The organism is Virgibacillus ihumii (genome assembly GCF_902726655.1).
Taxonomy (GTDB): Bacteria; Bacillota; Bacilli; order Bacillales; family Amphibacillaceae; genus Lentibacillus; species Lentibacillus ihumii.
Window position 1 is genome coordinate 572,711 of sequence record NZ_CACVAN010000001.1, and the last position, 22,482, is coordinate 595,192.

The following is a 22,482-nucleotide window of genomic DNA, read 5'->3' on the forward strand; positions in this document are numbered from 1 at the left end:
GGAGGAACCATAATTATGGGCTTCATGGATAAATTAAAAAATAAATTTAAACAGAATGAGGAAACGGAAGAAGTTTCTGAAACGTATAAGCAAGGCATGGAAAAAACGCGCAATTCGTTTTCGGGAAAAATCAATGACTTAATTGCGCGGTATCGTAAAGTTGATGAGGACTTTTTCGAAGAATTGGAAGAAGTACTGATTTCGGCCGATGTTGGTGTGTCTACGGTAATGGACCTGATCGACGAGCTGAAAATGGAAGTGAAACGACGCAATATCAAAGATTCCGTCGAAGTTAAGGAAGTCATTTCCGAAAAATTAGTAGAAATTTATTATGGTGATGATGATGAGGATCTCGAAGAGCTCAATATCCAGGATGGGGAACTGTCCATTATTTTAGTTGTAGGCGTGAATGGTGTCGGTAAAACGACATCAATCGGTAAACTTGCCTATAAACTTAAACAGGAAGGCAAAAACGTTGTACTGGCAGCGGGTGATACTTTTCGTGCCGGTGCGATTGAACAGCTTGATGTCTGGGGAGAGCGTGCCGGGGTTGACGTTATTAAACAAAGTGAAGGCAGCGATCCGGCAGCAGTAATTTTTGACGGAATTAAATCTGCTAAATCACGGAATGCCGATGTGCTGATATGTGATACGGCAGGTCGTTTGCAAAACAAAGTAAACCTGATGAATGAACTGGCGAAAGTAAAACGGGTGATTGAGCGTGAAGTACCAGGTGCACCACACGAAGTTTTGCTAGTTCTAGATGCAACTACCGGACAAAATGCCATGAGTCAGGCGAAAACGTTCTCGGAAGCTACCGATGTATCCGGGATCGTTTTGACAAAACTTGATGGGACTGCTAAGGGCGGGATTGTTCTGGCAATCCGCAACGAGCTGCAGATTCCGGTAAAATTTGCCGGACTGGGCGAAAAAATGGAGGATTTGAAGGAATTTAATGCCCATGCATTTGTGTATGGCTTATTCGCTGATCTCCTTGAAGATACCGCTGAATAATGATACTATTGCATTTGTAAAGGGATTTCACTTAACAAGGGGTGGATATTAATTGTTGGAGAAAACAACACGAATCAATTATTTATTTGATTTTTACCAGGAACTATTAACCCCTAAGCAGCGCAATTATATGGAAATGTATTATCTGGAGGATTATTCGCTTGGTGAGATTTCGGAATTGCTGGAAGTGTCACGCCAGGCGGTATACGACAATATCAGGCGTACTGAAAAAATGCTTGAATCCTACGAATCCAAACTGAAACTTTATACGAAATTTCAAAAGCGATATGATATTTTGGTTAAAATGGATAGAGAAGCTCCAGAAGCTAGTGTGTTTCAGACACTGATTAATCAATTAAAAGAATTAGATTAGGAGGACACCTTCTATGGCATTTGAAGGATTGGCCGACCGTTTACAAAGCACGATGAAAAAAATCACTGGTAAAGGAAAAGTATCCGAACAGGACGTCAAAGAAATGACCCGTGAGGTACGGCTTGCTTTGCTTGAAGCTGATGTAAACTTTAAAGTAGTAAAAGATTTGATAAAACGTATTAAGGAACGTGCTGTCGGACAGGAGGTTATGGAGAGTCTGACCCCGGGACAGCAGGTCATTAAAGTGGTAAAAGAAGAATTAACCACTTTAATGGGCGGCGAGCAAAGTAAGATTGCCGTAGCTGATCGTCCGCCAACCGTGATTATGATGGTCGGTTTGCAAGGGGCCGGTAAGACAACGACAACTGGTAAACTTGCCAACCATCTGCGAAAAAATCACAATCGTACACCGTTACTTGCAGCATGTGATATTTATCGTCCTGCTGCAATTAACCAATTGGAAACACTCGGACAGCAGTTGAATATGCCGGTTTTTTCAAAAGGCACGGATGCCAATCCGGTCGATATTGCAACAGAGGCAATCGAGCAGGCAAAAGCTGAACATAATGATTACGTCATTATCGATACAGCGGGTCGTCTGCATGTTGACAATGACCTGATGGATGAACTGGAACAAATTAAAAAAGCCGTCAAGCCAGATGAGATTTTCCTCGTTGTTGACGCGATGACCGGACAGGATGCCGTAAACGTTGCGGAAAGTTTCAATGAGCAGCTTGATGTTTCCGGTGTTGTTTTAACAAAACTTGATGGTGACACCCGTGGAGGTGCGGCATTATCCATCAAAGCTGTTACCGATAAACCGATAAAATTTGCCGGTACTGGTGAAAAACTGGATGGGCTGGAAGCATTTCATCCCGAGCGGATGGCATCCAGGATACTCGGTATGGGTGATGTATTATCACTTATCGAAAAAGCACAGACGAACGTTGATGAAAAACAGGCAAAAGAACTGGAAGAAAAAATGCGTACCATGTCATTTACATTTGATGACTTCCTGGAGCAAATGGGACAGGTTAAAAGTATGGGGCCACTTGAAGATTTAATGGCGATGATACCGGGTGCCAATAAAATGAAAGGGTTGAAAAATGCTCAGATTGATGAAAAACAACTGTCACATGTTGAAGCCATTATTCAGTCAATGACCAAGAAAGAGCGACAGGACCCAAGCATTATGAATGCCAGCAGAAAAAAACGAATAGCCAAAGGGTCGGGAACCTCAGTTTCCCAGGTGAATCGTCTGCTTAAGCAATTTAATGAAATGAAAAAAATGATGAAACAAATGACTGGAATGCAAAAAGGTAAAAAAGGCAAAGGCGGCATGAAGTTTCCATTTATGTAACGGGAAAAGTGGAACTGTTTCTAACATCTTAATGATGTAATGCAAAAACACTTTACAGACCTAACACTTTCTGTTAGAATCTAAAATTGTGTAAAACATATTTATTGGAGGTGCAAAAACATGGCAGTAAAAATCCGTTTGAAGCGTATGGGATCCAAAAGAAATCCATTTTATCGCGTAGTCGTTGCTGATTCACGTTCTCCACGTGATGGTCGGCTGATTGAGCAGATTGGAACTTACAATCCTGTTGTTAATCCAGTTGAAGTGAAAATAGATGAAGAAAAAGCATTGGATTGGATGACCAAAGGCGCGAAACCGAGCGACACTGTTCGTAACCTTTTCTCAAAAGAAGGCATCATGAAAAAATTCCACGACCAGAAAAATCAATAGTAAAGTAGTGTGATATCATGAAAGCCCTAATTGAAACAATCGTGAAACCATTAGTCGATCATCCTGAAGACATTGTGGTTACGGAAAAGGAAGAGGAGACTAAAGTCGTCTATCATCTGACCGTTAACGAAAACGATGTCGGTAAGGTAATCGGCAAAAATGGCCGTATTGCCAAAGCAATCCGAACTGTTGTCTACGCAGCCAAATCGGACGTCAACAAACGAATTTATTTGGATATTATGTAAAGGGAGAGGGGAGACCTTTCCCTTTTTAAACATTTGTACCTGAAACGAAACTGTTTATGAGAGCGAGGAACAGTAGTGCAAATCATTAAAAAGGTCCTGATAAAGCAAATTGTCACTGAGAAAAGCAAGAAGAAATTACATAAGAAATTTTATGATCATAAAATGCGGCTTGAGCAAGAGTGTCAACAGCTGTTATTTGAACAGCGCAAATTACTGAATAAGTCCGGTGTTTCCAGACAGGAAATTTCCGAAAGATTTCAGCAGGAAATTAAGAATCGCAAAGAAAAAATAAAACTAGCTGAGTTTAAAATTGAACAATTGGATATGCTGGAAATTGGCAGCGAAATTACTGAAAAAGAAGTTGAAGCTCTTGTTGAAGTGAAGGAAGGTTCGCATTGGGAAGAAATTTTAGAGGAGACGGCGATTGTCATCAAAGATGATGTAGTTGTCCGAATTGATGAGTAGCAGGTGAAAATCATGACGGAAAAAATGTTCAATGCAGGGAAGATAATCAATACACACGGAATTAAAGGTGAAGTGAAAGTTCTTCGAATCACCGATTTCGAGGAACGTTTTTCACCAGGGAATGTACTTTACCTCGAAAAAGGGGACGGGCAGCAGCTTGAGCTGAAAATTGCCGCACATCGTATTCATAAAGGTTATGATCTAATCCGATTTGTGGGATACGAGACAATCAATGATGTGGAGCGGTTTAAAGGAGATTATCTGAAAATCACCGAAAAACAGTTAACGGAACTGGATGAGAATGAATTTTATTACCACGAAATCATCGGTTGTGATGTTTATACTGTAAATGATGAAAAAATCGGTGTGATTAACGAAATTTTATCACCGGGCGCAAACGATGTATGGGTAGTGAAGCGGGAATACGGGAAAGAGGTATTAATCCCCTATATAGAAGATGTTGTGAAGCAGGTGGACATTTCTGCCAACAAAGTGGTTATTGAACCGATGGAAGGGCTGCTTGACTGATGCATATTGATGTTTTAACGTTATTCCCCGAATTAGTTTCAGGTGTATTTAATCATTCAATATTGAAGAAAGCATATGACAAAGAAAAATACAGCTATAACCTGGTGAATTTTCGTGACTATACGGAAAACAAACATTACAAGGTTGATGATTATCCATATGGCGGTGGTGCGGGTATGGTCCTGACTCCGCAGCCGATTTTTGATGCGATTGATAGTGTGAAAGAAAAGCGACAGTCCAAACCGCGGGTTATCCTGATGTGTCCGCAAGGTGCGCCATACAACCAAAGGAAGGCTGAAGAACTGGCCAAAGAGGACCACCTTGTGTTTATCTGCGGTCATTATGAAGGGTATGACGAACGTATCCGGGAACATCTGGTTACCGATGAAATTTCTATTGGTGATTATGTTTTAACCGGTGGAGAGCTTGGCGCGATGGTCGTAATCGACAGTGTTGTCAGATTATTGCCGGATGTTCTCGGAAATGTGGAATCCGCACCGGAGGATTCATTCTCAACCGGGTTACTGGAGCATCCGCATTATACAAGGCCTGCTGATTTCAGAGGAATGAAGATACCGGATGTTCTGCTGTCCGGCAACCATGCAAAAATTGAAGCATGGCGTCGCAAGGAGTCTTTGAAACGAACATATGAAAGACGTAAAGATTTAATTGAAATGGATTCATTGTCCAAAGACGACTTGAAAATTTTGGAAGAGCTTAAAGATGATTTTTAAAAATATTGTTGAACTCATATCACCAGTGTGGTATATTAATTGTTGTTCTTAAAGTATTCACTTTAAGCGTATAAACGATGTTCCGCTTTCCCGTAGACGGATATGAGCATTGGTTTGGAAGGAGTGACAGAGAATGCAAAAACTGATTGAAGAAGTCACAAAAGATCAGCTTCGCACGGATCACCCTGATTTCCGTCCCGGAGATACTGTAAAGGTTCATGTGAAGGTTGTCGAAGGTTCACGTGAGCGTATTCAGGTTTTTGAAGGTGTTGTTATCAAACGCCAAAACGGTGGAATCAGTGAAACATTTACAGTAAGAAAAATTTCTTACGGTGTTGGTGTTGAACGTACATTTCCGTTGCATTCACCTCGAGTTGCAAAGATTGAAGTTTCCCGTCGCGGTATTGTTCGACGCGCTAAACTGTATTATCTTCGCAATCTGCGTGGAAAAGCAGCACGTATCAAAGAACGTCGATAGAGAAATCATTGTAAGGAAAGGAGCTTGGCTTATTTGGTGCAAGCTCCTTTTTTTGTTAAGCAGTTTAAGAAGTATAAAAACTTTATTAACTGTATACGTACAACTAAGCATTCAGCTTAACGCTTGATCATAATCAGATTTTCTAAATAATGGCAGAAAGTACAACTTACAGGAAAGAGTTTTCCACTTTTCCGGAAGACGAGGTGAATCGCTTGTTCTTCCATTTTGATTTGAATGATATAATAAAACAAATAAGATATTTTAAGAGCAGGTTTGTGCTGGAGGGGAATATATGGAGAAACGGAAAAGTGAATGGTTTGAGTGGATTAAGGCATTATTAATCGCTTTTGCGTTAATTTTTATTGTTCGAACTTTCTTTTTTGCTCCGATCGTTGTTGATGGACCATCCATGATGCCTACACTTCATGACGGGGATCAAATGATAGTCAACAAAATAATTTATGATGTTGCTGAACCGGAGCGATTCGATATTGTCGTATTCCATGCCTCCGATAAAAAAGACTTCATTAAACGGGTTGTTGGGTTGCCTGGTGAGCATGTTGCCGTTAAAAATGATCAACTTTTCATTGATGGAAGAAAGGTAAAGGAACCTTTTATAGGACAGATGAAAAAAGGGGAAAATACATATACAGATGATTTCAAGTTGGAGGAGCTTCCAGGAGGTTACGAGGAAATCCCTGAAGGTTATGTGCTCGTATTGGGGGATAATCGGGGTAATTCCACGGATAGCCGTATATTAGGTTTAATATCGATGGATCAGATCGTTGGTACTGCTAATTTAATTTACTGGCCATTTGACCGAATGCAAATTATGGATTATTAGGGTGAATAAATAATGACGATACAATGGTTTCCGGGACACATGGCAAAAGCGAAGCGTGAAGCTGAGGAAAAACTGAAATTAGTTGATTTTGTGATGGAACTGGTAGATGCGCGTGCACCATTTTCTTCACAAAATCCCATGCTTCAGCAAATATTGCGGGATAAATCCAAAATGATGGTATTAATGAAAAAGGATTTGGCCGATAATCGTCAAACTGAAAAATGGATTTCTTATTTCAGGACGAATGGTATTCCTGCAGTTGCCATCAATGTCAATGATAAGTCAGATATAAAAGAAGTGATCCGGCTGGGAAAGGAACTGAGTCAGTCGAAAATGGAAAAACTCAAGAAAAAAGGAATTAATCCAAGACCAGGAAGAGGTATGATTCTGGGAATTCCTAATGTCGGCAAGTCTTCTTTGATCAATCGGCTAGCCAACAAAAAAATTGCAAAAATTGGTGATAAACCTGGTGTTACCAAACAACAGCTGTGGATAAAGGTACAAAATGAATTTGAACTTTTGGACACTCCGGGTATTCTATGGCCAAAATTTGAAGATGAACTGGTTGGTTACCGGTTGGCAGCAATTGGCACTATTAAGGATAATCTGTTGTCCATGCAGGATATTGTGGCATTCGTAATTAAATATATGCAGCAGCATTATCCGGAACAACTGATGGAGCGCTATTCGATCGATTCGGAAATGGACGACATGTGGGATGTTTTTGTTTCAATCGGAAGACAACGTGGTGCCCTTGAAAGTGGTGGCAACGTGAACTTTGACAAAGTATCAGACCTGGTTATCCAGGATCTAAGAACCGGAAGACTCGGCAGAATTACGTTGGAAACACCGTAACAGTTAAACTAAACTGCGACATAGTATGATGTTTTACCCCCGCTGCGGAAATACACGTCGCTTTCCGTGGGCGGCTGATGAGCCTCCTTGCGCTACCGCGCTACGGAGTCTCATCTAGGCCTCTGCTCCCACAGGAGTCTCCGCGTATTTCCTCCGCTATTTTACGTTTATGACTCTTTGCTGGAATCGAAATCGTTATAGAAAAACGGATGATACCACTACACTAGTCCGGGTGAGTGGAGGGCGGTGACTCCTGCGGGAACAGCACGTGTCCGAAGACCCCGCAGAGTGGTTTTCTCGAGGAGGCTGAGGCCGTGCCCGCGGAAAGCATCCGCCCGAAGCGATCCCGGACGGTAGGGCGAGAAAGTGGACGTAATTATATAAAAACATTCCAGTAGTTGTGTCGCAGTTTATGGATATTGTGTAATAACGGATATTACCAGAGAGAGAAGGTGATAGGGTGAAACAGAAGTCGATTGCAGTCATAAAACAGTTGCTTGAAAGTGATGATGTAACAGATACTTTTGTTAACGAACTGCGAACTGATGAACGTAAAGGTATTCAAAAATTAATTGACCGATATGAGAAAAGGAAGTTGCAAGAACTGGAATTAGAGCAGAAATATCGGCGAATGTGCTGGTATGAACAAAAAAATTATGCCAAATCCTGCCACTTTATCGCTGGGATAGACGAAGCGGGACGTGGTCCGCTTGCAGGTCCAGTAGTTGCGGCAGCTGTTATACTTCCTGAGGATTTTAAATTACTTGGTTTGAATGATTCCAAACAGCTGAATGAAACAACCCGTGATGCTTTTTTTGAAATTATTAAAGAAAATGCAGTCAGCTACGGTATATCAATGGTATCCAGTCAGGAAATCGATCAGGTTAATATCTACGAAGCTACCAAGTTGGCAATGTACAGAGCGGTTGATCAGCTTGATCCAAAACCGGACCATGTGCTAATTGATGCGGTTAATCTCGAAAAACTGCCCTGCTCATCAGAAGCTATTACAAAAGGTGACCAGAAAAGTGTTTCAATAGCGGCGGCAAGTATTTTGGCAAAGGTTACACGTGATACGGCAATGAGGCAATTGCATGAAAAATATTCAGTCTATGGCTTTGCCTCCAACATGGGCTATGGTACACAACAGCATCTCGAAGCGCTTCGGAAACATGGCGCAACACCTTATCACCGGAATTCATTTGCACCAGTCCGGGAAGCTTTTCTGCGTTAGGCACGTATACATATAATCAGAAGAAAACCAATAAATCGGCATGGTTCGCTATTTCTTGTGAAATTCTATGTTTTTTTATACAATGGTTATGCAGTGAATTTTGATGGGAGGATGAACGATGAACATTCATGAGTATCAAGGCAAAGATATTTTGCGAAACTATGGTGTAAATGTTCCAAACGGACATGTTGCATATACGGTAGATGAAGCAGTTGAAGCTGCCAAAAAACTTGATGGTACCGTAAAAGTAGTGAAAGCACAAATCCATGCTGGAGGCCGTGGTAAAGCGGGCGGTGTAAAACTAGCTAAAAATCTTGATGAAGTGCGTACATACGCAGATGAAATTTTAGGAAAAACATTGGTAACGCACCAAACAGGCCCTGAAGGAAAAGAAGTAAAACGTTTGCTTATTGAAGAAGGCTGTGACATCAAGAAAGAATATTATGTTGGTCTGGTACTTGATCGTGCCACATCCCGCGTTGTTATGATGGCATCCGAAGAAGGCGGTACGGAAATTGAAGAAGTAGCAGCAAATACGCCTGAGAAAATTTTTAAAGAAGTAATTGACCCGGTAGTAGGCCTATCCGGATATCAGGCTCGCAGATTGGCATTCAATATTAATATTCCTGATGAGTTAATTGGTAAGGCTGCGAAATTTATGACAAGTCTTTATACTGCTTTTGTCGAAAAGGATTGTTCGATTGCTGAAATTAATCCGCTTGTAACGACAGGTGATGGTCAAGTGTTGGCGCTGGACTCCAAACTGAATTTTGATGACAATGCAATGTTCCGTCAAAAAGATGTTATGGAATTGCGTGACCTTGATGAGGAAGATGAAAAAGAGATTGAAGCATCCAAATATGACTTAAGCTATGTTGCATTGGACGGTAATATCGGCTGCATGGTAAATGGAGCGGGGCTTGCTATGTCAACGATGGATATTATCAAGCATCAGGGTGGAGAACCAGCAAACTTCCTTGATGTTGGCGGCGGTGCAACTGCCGAAAAAGTTACCGAAGCATTTAAGATCATTTTGTCCGATTCCAATGTAAAAGGAATTTTTGTCAATATCTTCGGCGGTATCATGAAGTGTGATGTAATTGCTGAAGGTGTTGTGGAAGCAACAAAGCAAGTTGGATTGGAACTTCCGCTTGTTGTACGTCTGGAAGGTACAAATGTTGAATTAGGCAAGAAAATTCTTGACGACTCTGGCTTAAACATTACTTCAGCTGGTTCCATGGCTGATGGTGCAGAAAAAATTGTTTCCATGGTTAAATAATTCAGCGGAATCATTACCTGTTGAGCGGATGACCAAATGTTTCCGCTTGTTAAGCACCTATTTTTTTAATAAAACGTACGGAATTTATGTAGAAAGGACGGACGAAAATGAGTGTATATGTAAATAAAGATACAAAAGTTATTGTCCAGGGAATCACTGGCGGTACAGCCAAATTCCATACAAAACAAATGCTTGAGTACGGTACAAAAATCGTTGGTGGTGTAACACCTAAAAAAGGCGGTACCGAAGTAGAAGGTGTTCCAGTATTCAATACAGTAAAAGATGCGGTTGATGCAACAGGGGCAACTGCTTCCGTAATTTATGTTCCGGCTCCATTTGCCGCAGATGCCATTCTTGAAGCAGTTGATGCAGAGCTTGATCTTGCTATTTGTATAACGGAGCATATCCCTGTCATGGATATGGTGAAAGTTAAACGTTATATGGAAGGTAAGAAAACGCGTCTTGTAGGTCCAAACTGCCCTGGTGTCATTACAGCTGACGAAAGTAAAATTGGAATCATGCCTGGTTATATTCATAAAAAAGGTCATATTGGAGTCGTTTCACGCTCTGGAACGTTAACATATGAAGCTGTACATCAATTATCTGAAGCAGGATATGGTCAAACAACTGCTGTAGGTATTGGTGGAGACCCTGTAAATGGAACAAATTTCATTGATGTACTAACGGCATTCAATGATGATCCTGAAACAGAGGCAGTTGTTATGATTGGTGAAATCGGTGGTACTGCTGAGGAAGAAGCGGCAGAATGGGTTAAAGCGAACATGAAGAAACCTGTTGTCGGCTTTATTGGCGGCGCAACTGCACCTCCCGGCAAACGTATGGGGCATGCCGGTGCTATTATTTCCGGTGGGAAAGGTACAGCAGACGAAAAAATTCGCGTAATGAACGAATGCGGAATAAAAGTTGCTGAAACACCAGCAGAAATCGGTGATACGATGATCAGTGTGTTAAAAGAAAATAACCTGAATGACAAATGTAAAACACATTAAGTAATAATAGGGAACTCAAAGCAGTCATGTTTTGGGTTCCCATTCTATAATTGGCATGAAAGGGAGTGGGCTATTGGAAGCGGTCCGTAAACGTTTGATTCATATTACAAGATGCCGTGGTATTACACGAAGATCCATCAGAAGGTTTGTCCGTTATGATCCCACACTTCAAAGTATCTACAAGTTTTCCTCAACAGAGATAAATCAGTTCTTGGCTATCCCGCACAAACAGGCTTCATTACTCTATTCCGATCTGCGTAATCCTTCATTAATTAAACAGATTATACAAGACATTTCTTCATGCCGGGTTATTACTTTAGTTGACGAAGACTATCCCGTTGTGTTAAAAACTATAAAAGATGCGCCGCTCGTCCTATATGCCATGGGCAACACTTCCTTACTGGACAAACACCCATTAATCAGTGTGATAGGAACGCGTAAGCCATCAAGGGAAGCGCTGTCGAAGACGGAGGCATTTGTAGTTCCTTTAATTCACAGTAATTGGGTTATTGTCAGTGGAATGGCATCCGGGATCGACAGTATGGCACATCAGCAAACTTTGAAATATGATGGAATGACTATCGCGGTATTAGGCGGAGGATTTCATCATATATATCCGAAACACAATTATCATTTATTCAATCAAATAGCCGAACATGGTCTCGTTCTCTCGGAGTACCCGCCGGATACACCGCCAAAGCGTTATCATTTTCCGGAAAGAAACCGAATCATCAGTGGTTTGAGCTTTGGAACATTGGTGATTGAAGCAACAGAACGAAGCGGTACACTTATAACGGTGGATCAGGCATTGGATCAGGGGCGTGAGGTATATGCTGTGCCCGGAAATCCTTTCCTAGCTCAAACCAGGGGCTGTCACAAAATGATTCAGGAGGGCGCTAAACTGGTTCAGCACCCGATGGATATAATGGAGGATTGGGAACGGATGGAATCAAACTACAAATTGCTAAGTTAATCTCAGTACTATTTTCATAGTAAGTTTGACAAACACATGGTAAGAATTTAATATTAGTGAAGATTTCCAAATTTTATATGGTAACCTCATTTTGGGAGGAAAGTTCATGTCAGATTACCTGGTGATCGTTGAATCGCCGGCAAAGGCAAAAACGATCGAACGCTATTTAGGCAAGAAATATAAAGTAAAAGCATCCATGGGTCATGTAAGAGACCTGCCCAAAAGTCAAACGGGTGTTGATACTGAAGATAATTTTAAACCGAAATATATAACAATACGCGGTAAAGGTGACGTACTGAAGGATTTAAAAAAATCAGCTAAAAAAGCAAAGAAAATTTATCTGGCTGCTGACCCCGATAGAGAGGGGGAGGCAATTGCCTGGCATTTGGCCTATGCTCTGGGAATTGACGAAAATTCCAAATGCCGTGTGGTATTTAATGAAATTACGAAAGATGCAATTAAAGAGTCATTTAAACACCCGCGATCAATTGATAATGATCTGGTTGATGCGCAGCAGGCGAGAAGAATTCTTGACAGACTTGTCGGTTATAATATCAGCCCTTTACTTTGGAAAAAAGTAAAAAAAGGACTAAGCGCGGGTCGTGTTCAGTCGGTTGCTGTAAAACTGATCATTGACCGGGAAAAGGAAATTGAAAACTTTAAGCCGGAAGAATACTGGTCAATTGAAGCCAATTTTCTAAAGGACAAGGAATCATTCGAAGGCTCTTTTTATGGAATTGACGGAAAGAAACAGGAATTAAAAACAGAGTCGAACGTTAATAATGTGATGAAAAAAATGCAGGGTAAATCATTCACCGTGAGTAAAGTAAACCGCCGTGAACGAAAGCGAAATCCTGCACAGCCATTTACAACATCGTCACTGCAACAAGAGGCTGCCCGCAAATTAAATTTTCGGGCAAAGAAAACGATGATGGTGGCGCAACAATTGTATGAAGGGATCGACCTTGGCAAAAAATCCGGCGGCATTACCGGTTTAATCACCTATATGCGTACTGATTCAACGCGTATATCCAATACCGCAAAAGAAGAAGCAAAAGGATATATCGAACAACAGTACGGTAAAAACTATTTAGGCAATCATAAAAAAAGCAAGAAGCAGGAAGGCGCACAGGATGCTCACGAAGCTGTTCGTCCTACATCAGTTGTACGGGATCCGAAATCACTAAAACCCATATTGTCCAGAGATCAATACAGATTGTACAAACTTGTTTGGGAACGGTTTCTGGCTAGTCAAATGGCTCCGGCAGTTATGGATACCATGACGGTACATCTTTTAAATAACGGAGTTGAATTCCGTGCAACAGGTTCAAAAGTGAAGTTTAAAGGGTTTATGAAAGTGTACGTGGAAAGCTCCGATGATAAGAAAAAAGATGACAATAAATTTCTTCCTGACCTTTCCGAAGGGATGACTGTTGAGGCTAAAGACATTACTCCGAATCAGCATTTCACACAGCCGCCGCCGAGATTTACGGAAGCAAGACTTGTCCGAACAATGGAAGAGTTGGGAATCGGGCGTCCATCAACATATGCCCCTACACTGGATACGATTCAGCGCAGGAATTATGTCAGTATCGACAATAAGCGTTTTGTACCAACAGAACTCGGTGGAATTGTTATTGATATATTGGAGGAATTCTTCCCGGAAATTATCAATGTAGATTTTACCGTGAAAATGGAAGATGATCTGGATTCCATTGAGGAAGGCAAAACAGAGTGGGTTAAACTGCTGGATCAGTTTTATGGTAATTTCAGCAAACGTCTGGAAGTAGCAGAAGAGGAAATGGAAAAAATCGAAATTCGGGATGAGCCGGCAGGTATTACGTGTGAAAACTGTGGTCATGAAATGGTGTATAAAATGGGCCGGTATGGTAAATTTCTGGCATGTTCAAACTTCCCGGAATGCCGTAATACGAAACCAATTCTGAAAGAAATCGGAGTTAAATGCCCGAAATGTAAAGAGGGCAATGTCGTGGAACGAAAATCAAAAAAGAAAAGAACATTTTACGGTTGTGATCGCTACCCTGAATGTGATTTTGTTTCCTGGGACAAACCAATATCACGACCATGTCCCAAATGTGATTCACTGCTTGTTGAGAAAAAGAGTAAAAAGGAAACCCGTATTCAATGTACTAATTGTGATTACAAAGAAAATGCACAAAATTAGCTATCCGTTTTTGGATAGCTTTTTTATGCGTTTTAGGTCAAATGGTTTTATCTGTCTCCATAAGGGAATGATGGCTATAGGAAAGGAGGAATTAAAATGACTGAACGAAAATCATATTTTGTTTCGGTGGATTTCAAAGAAGTACGTGAGATGTCAATACCTGATAATGAAATTGAATTTGAAATATTGGCTACGCATAATGAAGTAAAAGAATTGAAAGAATTATTCAGAGACACACAGAAAGATAGTAAAGGCGCTATTGAACACTTGGGCAAACCGTTTGACGAATGGGGTGCTGATGATAAGCGTTCAAACTATGACCGACATTTAGTTAAAATTTACAGATTTATTCATGAATTGGGTACCTCTGAAACGAAAGACAAAACCGAGCAACTGGAAACGTTCAAATAATTGTAAAAAACCATTATAACTTTTTGAAAAGTTCAATTGTTGTTCATTGACGAATCAAAAAGTAAAAGCTATAATTGTCCATTGGTAAGTAAATATGCTTGACACCAAATAAAGTATTTGAAAAAATAGAATGAGCTCAATTCAGAATTTTAATATAATTTTGTTAAGTTTATTGCTTTCCACAATATTATATGTTATGATTTATTCGCTGTTTGGCGGGGTGAAAAATTGAATAAATATAAAGAACAATGCGATGCGTTTATTGAATATTTGCAAATTGAGAGAAATGCATCCCCCTATACTGTTAAATTCTATGTAAAAGATTTGGAAGATTTCTTTGACTTTTTAAATGCTGAAGGGGTCGTCGGACTGGAACAGGTTAGTTATCAAGAGGTACGTTTATATTTGACGGTGTTATTTGACCGGAAGTTAAACAGACGAACTGTTTCCAGAAAAATATCAAGCCTCAGAAGCTTTTACAAGTTTTTGGATAGGGAAGGGTATGTTTCCACTAATCCTTTTATCCATGTGAAACTTCCAAAAGCGGATAAATCAATCCCTGGTTTTTTATATCGGGAAGAATTAAATAAGTTATTTGAAGTGAATGATTTATCGGATCCTTTGGGGCAGAGAGACCAGGCGCTCCTGGAAACTTTTTATGCCACTGGGATACGTGTCAGCGAGTGTCAGGGGATGCTGTTAAACGATATTGATTTTTCTGTTGGAACGATGCTTATAAGAGGTAAAGGGAATAAAGAACGTTATATACCATTTGGACGTTTTGCCGAAATTGCCCTGGAAACCTACATACATGATGGAAGAAATCAGCTTTTGCAAAAATCCCAGGTTCCAACAAAGAGTGTTTTTTTGAATGCAAAAGGAACGCCGCTTACAGCCAGGGGAATACGACTTATTCTTAATAAGATGGTAGAAAAAGCTGCACTAACAGTACATGTTCATCCGCACAAACTCCGTCATACGTTTGCAACACATCTGTTGAATGAGGGAGCGGATCTTCGAGGTGTTCAGGAGCTTCTGGGACATGAAAATTTGTCATCAACGCAAATATACACGCATGTGACCAAAGATCGGTTGCGAAATGTGTATATGCAAGCGCATCCCAGAGCGGATGGTCATAATTCTGATCAAAGAGGTGATCAACGTGGCAAATGAATTCCATGCCACAACTATTTTTGCGGTTCAGCATAATGGTCAATGTGCCATGAGTGGTGACGGCCAGGTAACAATGGGAAATGCCGTCGTAATGAAACATAAAGCCAGAAAAGTTCGTACGTTATTTAACGGAAAGGTTCTCGCCGGGTTCGCCGGATCTGTGGCAGACGCTTTCACCCTTTTTGAAAAATTTGAAGGAAAACTGGAGGCTTTCGATGGCAATTTGGCCAGAGCGTCGGTTGAACTGGCAAAAGAATGGCGCAGTGATAAAGTGCTTCGTAAACTGGAAGCAATGCTGATTGTCATGAATAAAGAAAAGATGTTTCTGGTTTCAGGGACAGGAGAAGTAATCGAACCTGATGACGGTATTCTTTCAATCGGTTCAGGCGGCAATTATGCACTGAGCGCTGGGAGAGCTTTAGTCAGATATTCCGGGGATTTGACCGCTAAAGAAATTGCAAAGGCAGCTCTTGAGGTTGCCGGCGAAATATGTGTCTATACGAATGATCACATAACTTTAGAGGTACTTGAATAATGAAGGAGGCCTTTGATATTAATGGGAATTGATTACACTCCTAAACAAATTGTGGGTCAATTGGATAAATATATTATTGGTCAGAACAATGCCAAGAAATCGGTTGCTGTTGCACTTCGAAACCGTTATCGGCGTATGAAACTCGATGATACTATCAAAGATGAAATTGTCCCAAAAAACATACTCATGATCGGGCCGACAGGAGTAGGTAAAACTGAAGTTGCCCGTCGTTTGGCCAAATTGGTCGGTGCACCTTTCGTGAAAGTGGAAGCAACTAAATTTACGGAAGTTGGTTATGTAGGCCGTGATGTCGAATCAATGGTTAGAGATCTCGTCGAAATGGCACTCAGAATGGTGAAAGAAGAGAAAATGCATGAGGTGGAAGGTCAGGCCGAGAAGGAAGCAAATAAACAGCTGGTAAAACTGCTTGTCCCTCAGGCAAAAAAACAAAATAACATGAAAAACCCATTTGAAATGCTGTTTCCGGGTCAGCAGGATGAAGATGATGATGACGATGATTTAAAGGATGAAGAAATAAAAAATAAGCGAAGCAGAATTGAGCATCAGCTTGCTTTAGGTGAACTCGAGAATTATACTGTAACGGTGGAAATAGAAGAAACGCCGCCATCCATGTTTGACATGCTGCAAGGATCGGGTATGGAACAGATGGGTATGAACATGCAGGATGCATTTGGGCAATTCATGCCGAAGAAAAAGAAAAAGCGAAATCTTCCTGTTGCAGAAGCCAGGAAAGTATTAACACAACAGGAAGCACAAAAACTTGTTGATATGGAAGAAGCTGCCCAAGAAGCCATCCAGCGTGCCGAGCAATCCGGGATCATCTTTATCGATGAAATTGACAAAGTTGCTGCAAAGCAGGATAACTCGGCAAACGTATCAAGAGAAGGTGTTCAACGTGATATTTTACCGATAGTGGAAGGTTCAACTGTTGTAACCAAACAGGGTCCTGTTAAGACGGATCATATGCTTTTCATTGCTGCAGGTGCTTTTCATATGGCTAAACCATCCGATTTAATTCCTGAACTGCAGGGCAGATTTCCGATTCGGGTTGAATTGGATAAACTGACAGTAGATGATTTTAAGCGTATTTTGAAAGAGCCATCCAATGCTTTGCTGAAACAATATACAGCATTGCTGAAAACAGAAGGTATAAATGTTATTTTTACAGACGAAGCTATAGATAAACTGGCAGAAATTGCATATGACGTAAACCAGGATACGGATAACATCGGTGCCAGACGGCTTCATACTATTCTGGAGAAACTATTGGAAGACTTATCGTTTGAAGCCCCGGAAATTAATATGGAACAGGTGGAAATCACCGGGGAATATGTGGATAAGAAATTGAGCAATATCGTAGAAAATAAAGATTTAAGTCAATTTATACTATAAATCGAAATATTGAAATGGAGGATAATTATGGAACTTTTAGATCGAGCCAGAAAAATCAACGCAATGCTGCAGAAAGCAACAGGCAAATCGGTGAACTTTAACGAGATGTCTGCATCACTGAGGGAGGTTATCAAAGGAAACATTTTCATCCTGAGCAGACGCGGTAAATTATTAGGTTTTGCGATCAATCAGGAAATTGAAAATGATCGTATGAAAGCAATGCTGGAGGATAGACAGTTTCCGGAAGAATACACTCAAGGACTCTATGGGATTTATGAAACGACAGCGAACCTTGATATTGACAGTCCGTACACTGCATTCCCTGTTGAGAACCGGGAGTTGTTTAAAAATGGTCTGACAACTATTGTACCAATTATTGGTGGTGGTGAGCGTCTTGGAACCTTGGTGCTAAGTCGTTTGACTGAAAGTTTCAGTGACGATGATCTTCTGCTTGCAGAATATGGTGCCACTGTTGTCGGTATGGAAATTCTTCATGAAAAAACAGAAGAAATCGAAGTGGAAGCAAGAAGCAAGGCAGTTGTTCAAATGGCAATCAGCTCATTGTCCTACAGTGAACTTGAAGCGATTGACCACATTTTTGAAGAATTAAATGGGCATGAAGGACTGCTTGTAGCTAGTAAAATAGCAGATAGGGTCGGCATAACCAGATCCGTAATCGTCAACGCGCTTCGCAAGCTGGAAAGCGCCGGCGTTATCGAATCCCGTTCACTTGGAATGAAAGGAACATATATTAAAGTTCTAAATGATAAATTCCTAGTTGAGCTGGAAAAGTTAAGATCAAGATAAATTGTCAACGTAAGATAAACGTTCTGCAAACGCAGAATAAGCAACCCAAGTTTAGCAGTCCTCTTCTTAAAGTAGGGCTGCTTTTATATTATATTTATAAGGCTGTTTAAAAGATTGTGTTATACAAAATCCATAAACTGCGACATAGTATGGCTCTACCACCGCTGCGGAAATACACGTCGCTTTCACTTTCGAGCATAAGTGCGACATCTGCTCAAGCAATCTTTCGCAGTGTCTTCTTTACCGTGGGCGGCTGATGAGCCTCCTTGCGCTGTCGCGCTACGGAGTCTCATCTAGGCCTCTGCTCCCGAGTGAAGGAAGGCCGACTAAGACCGGCCTTTGCGGCCAACGTCGGCATACCCCTTTGTAGGGGCACGTATTTCCTCCGCTATTTTTACGTTTATGACTCTTTGCTGGAATTGAAATCGTTATATAAAAACGGATGATACGACTACACTAGTCCGGGTGAGCGGAGGGCGGTGACTCCTGCGGGAACAGCACGTGTCCGAAGACCCCGCAGAGTGGTTGAAAAGGAAGGTCGACTAAAACCGTCCTTTGCGGACAACGTCGACATACCCCTCGTCGGGGCAAGGAGGCTGAGGTCGTGCCCGCGGTAAAGAAGACACAGTGAAAGTGGTCTTCTTGAACTGATGTCGCACTTATGCTGGCAGTGAAAGCATCCGCCCGGAGTGATCCCGGACGGCAGGGCGAGAGATGGATGTAATTATAGAACTCATTCTAGCAGTTATGTCGCAGTTTTGTTCAAATAGGAATCCAGTTCATAATATATGCAAAAGAACTTGCTGTTATTTACACAATAATGCTTGATTGCTGTTTTGTGTTATGATATATTAATTTTTGGTGTAAGACTATGTTCATCTGTCGAAAGTGAACTGGTTATAAAACACACGTCCGGTGATTTGCATAGAAGGTGCCAGACAATCTGGTTTTTATGCGAAGATGACCTGGTCGGAGGAAAAACCATTAGGAGGAATAAATTATGTCAGTAATTTCGATGAAACAATTGTTGGAAGCTGGTGTACATTTTGGTCACCAGACTCGCCGTTGGAACCCAAAGATGAAAAAATACATCTTCACAGAGCGGAACGGCATTTATATCATTGACCTGCAAAAAACTGTTAAAAAGGTTGATGAAGCTTACAAGTACGTAAAAGATCTGGCTGCAAACGGCGGTTCCATTCTTTTCGTAGGTACAAAAAAGCAGGCGCAGGAATCTGTGCGTGATGAAGCAACGCGTTCCGGTATGTTCTATGTTAACCAGCGCTGGTTAGGTGGAACACTTACAAACTTCCAAACAATCCGTAAGCGTATTAACCGTCTTAAAGACATAGAGCGTATGGAAGAAGATGGAACGTTTGAAGTACTTCCGAAAAAAGAAGTAGTTGACTTATTGAAAGAAAAAGATCGTCTCGTTAAATTCCTGGGTGGAATTAAAGAAATGAACAAGCTTCCTGATGCAATGTTCGTTATCGATCCACGTAAAGAGCGTATTGCTATCGCTGAGGCACATAAATTAAATATTCCGATTATCGGAATTGTTGATACAAACTGTGACCCGGATGAAATTGATTATGTAATCCCGGCTAACGATGATGCAATCCGCGCGGTTAAACTTCTAACTTCCAAAATGGCCGACGCTGTTCTGGAAGTGAAGCAAGGTGAAGAATTAGAAGACGTGCAGGAAGTTCCAGGTGAAGAACAGCCGGAACCAGCAGAAAAGAAAGCAGCTGCTGAAACCACTGCCGAAGATAACGAATAGTAAGGAACTGGAAAGGTGATAAGGGGGAAAAGCCTTTTATCACCTTTTTTCGGAAAAATTTTACGTGATATGAAGGAGGATTCACAAATGGCAATTACAGCTAAATTAGTCAAAGAGCTACGTGAAAAAACTGGTGCCGGTATGATGGATTGTAAAAAGGCATTACAGGAAACTGATGGTGACATTGATAAAGCAATTGATTTCTTGCGTGAAAAAGGTATGGCAAAAGCAGCTAAAAAAGCAGACCGTATTGCAGCAGAGGGCTCGGCATATATAGAAGTTGCTGGTAACACTGCTGCATTAATCGAAGTAAACTGTGAAACAGACTTTGTTACAAAAAATGATCAGTTCAAAGAGTTGCTTTCAGAGCTGGGTAAGCATGTAGTAACCCAGAAACCTGAAACAACCGAAGAAGCACTGCAGCAAAAGCTTCATGGTACCGGTGATACGGTAGAACATTACATTAATTCTGTTGTAGCTAAAATTGGTGAAAAAATTTCACTGCGCCGTTTTGCTTTAGTTGATAAAACAGATAATGATGCGTTTGGAGCATATCTTCATATGGGAGGACGTATTGGGGTACTAACGCTTCTGGAAGGCACAACTGATGAACAGGTAGCCAAAGATATCGCCATGCATATTGCTGCTGTTAATCCGCGGTATGTTTCACGTGATGCGGTTTCAGAGGAAGAAGTTACTAGTGAACGCGAAGTGCTGAAAACGCAAGCATTGAATGAAGGTAAGCCTGAGCATATCGTGGAAAAAATGGTGGAAGGCCGCCTTGGTAAATTCTTTGAAGAAATTTGCCTGCTGGAACAGGATTTCGTAAAAGACCCTGACCAGAAAGTGAAAAAATATGTAGCTGACAAGGGTGCTTCCGTTAAATCATTCCAACGTTTTGAAGTCGGTGAAGGTATGGAAAAACGTGAAGAAAACTTTGCCGAAGAAGTTAAGAGCCAGATGAAAAAATAGTCAGGTTGACGAATGGGGAACAGATTCAATTGTTCCCTATTTCGCTAATTTATTGTTGGATTGAAAATAATATAATATCCCTATGGAGGTAATTATGACGACAGCTCAGTACCGTAGATTTGTGTTAAAGTTAAGTGGAGAAGCTTTGAGCGGCGAACAAGGCTATGGCATTGAACCGAAAGTAATTCAATCCATCGCATCCCAAATTAAGGAAGTAGCTGAATTGGGAGTGGAAGTGGCTATCGTTGTTGGTGGCGGAAATATCTGGCGCGGCAAGGTAGGCAGTGAAATGGGGATGGATCGTGCCACTGCCGACTATATGGGAATGCTGGCCACAATCATGAATTCCCTTGCACTGCAGGACAGCCTGGAAAATATCGGCATTGAAACCCGAGTGCAAACATCAATCGAAATGCGACAAGTTGCTGAACCCTATATAAGAAGGAAAGCAATTCGGCACTTGGAAAAGAAACGCGTTGTCATTTTTGCTGCGGGTACTGGAAATCCTTATTTCTCTACTGATACAACAGCTGCATTACGGGCTGCAGAAATAGAGGCAGAAGTAATATTAATGGCTAAAAACAGTGTTGATGGTGTCTATTCCGATGATCCAAAACAAAATAAAGAGGCACAAAAATATTCGGAAATCTCCTATTTGGAAATGCTGAATGAAGGACTCGGTGTGATGGACTCTACTGCTTCTTCATTATGCATGGATAATCATATTCCATTAATCGTATTTTCGATTATGGAGGAAGGTAATATTAAGCGTGTTGTCCAAGGTGAAACCATTGGAACAACGATAAGGGGGAACAAATAATGGCAGGCGGAATTTTGAAGGAAACTCGTGAAAAAATGGAAAAGGCAGTTCAGGCCTTTACAAGAAATTTGGCAACCGTTCGGGCCGGGCGTGCAAATCCATCATTGCTGGATAGTGTTTATGTTGATTATTATGGTGCTTCAACACCCCTTAATCAATTATCGACGGTCTCTGCTCCCGAAGCAAGATTGCTGGTAATCACTCCATTTGATAAATCATCAATAAGTGATATTGAAAAAGCAATTCAGAAAGCGGATTTAGGTATTTCTCCATCAAGTGATGGCAATGTTATTCGGATTAATATACCTGCACTTACAGAAGAACGGCGGAAAGATCTGAATAAAGTGGTTGGGAAATATACGGAAGAGGCTAAAGTACAAGTCCGAAATATTCGCCGGGATGCGAACGACCAGTTGAAAAAAGATGAAAAAGACGGCAATATGTCTCGGGATGATTTAAAAGATGAACAAGATAACGTTCAAAACGAGACAGATAAGCACATTAATAAGATTGACGAACTTGCAAAACAAAAAGAAAACGAAATTATGGAAGTTTAAACAGGCAAACATGTTGATAATAAGAAGTACACAGTCCTCTTGTTTAT

At 41.0% G+C, this 22,482-nt stretch carries 25 protein-coding genes; all 25 read left to right on the forward strand.

Annotation, left to right across the window (positions count from 1 at the left end; genetic code table 11):
- Positions 1-15 precede the first annotated feature (15 nt).
- The 25 genes from ftsY (at position 16) to frr (ending at position 22,435) form a co-directional block, all read left to right on the forward strand.
- Positions 16-1,014 carry a signal recognition particle-docking protein FtsY gene (gene ftsY / locus HUX68_RS02790; RefSeq protein WP_174613261.1) on the forward strand — a complete coding sequence of 333 codons (999 nt, stop codon included), beginning with the start codon at positions 16-18 and terminating at the stop codon, positions 1,012-1,014.
- A 52-nt stretch (positions 1,015-1,066) separates the two neighbouring features.
- On the forward strand, positions 1,067-1,387 hold the full coding sequence (locus tag HUX68_RS02795; RefSeq protein WP_174613263.1) for a putative DNA-binding protein: 321 nt from the start codon (positions 1,067-1,069) through the stop codon (positions 1,385-1,387).
- Positions 1,388-1,400: 13 nt separating this feature from the next.
- On the forward strand, positions 1,401-2,747 hold the full coding sequence (gene ffh / locus HUX68_RS02800) for a signal recognition particle protein (protein ID WP_174613265.1): 1,347 nt from the start codon (positions 1,401-1,403) through the stop codon (positions 2,745-2,747).
- Positions 2,748-2,867: 120 nt separating this feature from the next.
- Positions 2,868-3,137 (forward strand): 30S ribosomal protein S16, encoded by a 270-nt coding sequence (rpsP, locus tag HUX68_RS02805; protein WP_077326145.1) that lies wholly within the window; start codon positions 2,868-2,870, stop codon positions 3,135-3,137.
- Between the two features lie 17 nt (positions 3,138-3,154).
- Positions 3,155-3,382: a KH domain-containing protein gene (locus tag HUX68_RS02810; protein ID WP_174613267.1), complete on the forward strand. Its 228-nt coding sequence runs from the start codon at positions 3,155-3,157 to the stop codon at positions 3,380-3,382.
- Between the two features lie 75 nt (positions 3,383-3,457).
- Positions 3,458-3,847: a YlqD family protein gene (locus HUX68_RS02815; RefSeq protein WP_174613268.1), complete on the forward strand. Its 390-nt coding sequence runs from the start codon at positions 3,458-3,460 to the stop codon at positions 3,845-3,847.
- Positions 3,848-3,859: 12 nt separating this feature from the next.
- Complete coding sequence (rimM, locus tag HUX68_RS02820; protein WP_174613270.1) at positions 3,860-4,375, forward strand: ribosome maturation factor RimM; 516 nt, start codon at positions 3,860-3,862, stop codon at positions 4,373-4,375.
- A complete protein-coding gene (gene trmD / locus HUX68_RS02825; protein ID WP_174613272.1) occupies positions 4,375-5,109 on the forward strand; it encodes a tRNA (guanosine(37)-N1)-methyltransferase TrmD in 735 nt (244 codons plus the stop codon). Before rimM ends, trmD begins: the two co-directional genes overlap by 1 nt.
- 133 nt (positions 5,110-5,242) lie before the next feature.
- Positions 5,243-5,587, forward strand: a complete 345-nt coding sequence (rplS, locus tag HUX68_RS02830) for a 50S ribosomal protein L19 (RefSeq protein WP_174613274.1) — start codon at positions 5,243-5,245, stop codon at positions 5,585-5,587.
- A 292-nt stretch (positions 5,588-5,879) separates the two neighbouring features.
- Complete coding sequence (gene lepB / locus HUX68_RS02835; RefSeq protein ID WP_174613276.1) at positions 5,880-6,431, forward strand: signal peptidase I; 552 nt, start codon at positions 5,880-5,882, stop codon at positions 6,429-6,431.
- Positions 6,432-6,443: 12 nt separating this feature from the next.
- Entirely contained in the window at positions 6,444-7,286 is an 843-nt protein-coding gene (gene ylqF / locus HUX68_RS02840) for a ribosome biogenesis GTPase YlqF (RefSeq protein ID WP_174613278.1), read from the forward strand.
- A 460-nt stretch (positions 7,287-7,746) separates the two neighbouring features.
- On the forward strand, positions 7,747-8,520 hold the full coding sequence (locus tag HUX68_RS02845) for a ribonuclease HII (RefSeq protein ID WP_174613280.1): 774 nt from the start codon (positions 7,747-7,749) through the stop codon (positions 8,518-8,520).
- 118 nt (positions 8,521-8,638) lie between these two features.
- Positions 8,639-9,799 (forward strand): ADP-forming succinate--CoA ligase subunit beta, encoded by a 1,161-nt coding sequence (gene sucC / locus HUX68_RS02850; RefSeq protein ID WP_174613282.1) that lies wholly within the window; start codon positions 8,639-8,641, stop codon positions 9,797-9,799.
- Positions 9,800-9,906: 107 nt separating this feature from the next.
- Positions 9,907-10,809 (forward strand): succinate--CoA ligase subunit alpha, encoded by a 903-nt coding sequence (sucD, locus tag HUX68_RS02855; protein ID WP_174613284.1) that lies wholly within the window; start codon positions 9,907-9,909, stop codon positions 10,807-10,809.
- Positions 10,810-10,882: 73 nt separating this feature from the next.
- Complete coding sequence (gene dprA / locus HUX68_RS02860; RefSeq protein WP_174613286.1) at positions 10,883-11,782, forward strand: DNA-processing protein DprA; 900 nt, start codon at positions 10,883-10,885, stop codon at positions 11,780-11,782.
- A gap of 106 nt (positions 11,783-11,888) precedes the next feature.
- A complete protein-coding gene (gene topA, locus HUX68_RS02865) occupies positions 11,889-13,967 on the forward strand; it encodes a type I DNA topoisomerase (protein WP_174613288.1) in 2,079 nt (692 codons plus the stop codon).
- A gap of 96 nt (positions 13,968-14,063) precedes the next feature.
- Positions 14,064-14,378 carry a hypothetical protein gene (locus HUX68_RS02870; RefSeq protein WP_174613290.1) on the forward strand — a complete coding sequence of 105 codons (315 nt, stop codon included), beginning with the start codon at positions 14,064-14,066 and terminating at the stop codon, positions 14,376-14,378.
- Positions 14,379-14,606: 228 nt separating this feature from the next.
- Positions 14,607-15,551: a tyrosine recombinase XerC gene (xerC, locus tag HUX68_RS02875; protein WP_174613292.1), complete on the forward strand. Its 945-nt coding sequence runs from the start codon at positions 14,607-14,609 to the stop codon at positions 15,549-15,551.
- Complete coding sequence (hslV, locus tag HUX68_RS02880) at positions 15,541-16,086, forward strand: ATP-dependent protease subunit HslV (RefSeq protein ID WP_281355678.1); 546 nt, start codon at positions 15,541-15,543, stop codon at positions 16,084-16,086. Before xerC ends, hslV begins: the two co-directional genes overlap by 11 nt.
- 21 nt (positions 16,087-16,107) lie before the next feature.
- Positions 16,108-17,499 (forward strand): ATP-dependent protease ATPase subunit HslU, encoded by a 1,392-nt coding sequence (hslU, locus tag HUX68_RS02885; protein WP_174613295.1) that lies wholly within the window; start codon positions 16,108-16,110, stop codon positions 17,497-17,499.
- A gap of 27 nt (positions 17,500-17,526) precedes the next feature.
- Complete coding sequence (gene codY, locus HUX68_RS02890) at positions 17,527-18,306, forward strand: GTP-sensing pleiotropic transcriptional regulator CodY (protein WP_174613297.1); 780 nt, start codon at positions 17,527-17,529, stop codon at positions 18,304-18,306.
- A gap of 1,000 nt (positions 18,307-19,306) precedes the next feature.
- Positions 19,307-20,086, forward strand: coding sequence for a 30S ribosomal protein S2 (rpsB, locus tag HUX68_RS02895; protein WP_174613299.1), 780 nt, complete (start codon positions 19,307-19,309; stop codon positions 20,084-20,086).
- Between the two features lie 87 nt (positions 20,087-20,173).
- Positions 20,174-21,058 (forward strand): translation elongation factor Ts, encoded by an 885-nt coding sequence (gene tsf / locus HUX68_RS02900; RefSeq protein ID WP_174613301.1) that lies wholly within the window; start codon positions 20,174-20,176, stop codon positions 21,056-21,058.
- 94 nt (positions 21,059-21,152) lie between these two features.
- On the forward strand, positions 21,153-21,878 hold the full coding sequence (pyrH, locus tag HUX68_RS02905; protein WP_174613303.1) for a UMP kinase: 726 nt from the start codon (positions 21,153-21,155) through the stop codon (positions 21,876-21,878).
- On the forward strand, positions 21,878-22,435 hold the full coding sequence (frr, locus tag HUX68_RS02910) for a ribosome recycling factor (protein WP_174613305.1): 558 nt from the start codon (positions 21,878-21,880) through the stop codon (positions 22,433-22,435). The genes pyrH and frr overlap by 1 nt, the downstream gene beginning before the upstream one ends.
- The last annotated feature ends 47 nt before the right edge of the window (positions 22,436-22,482 follow it).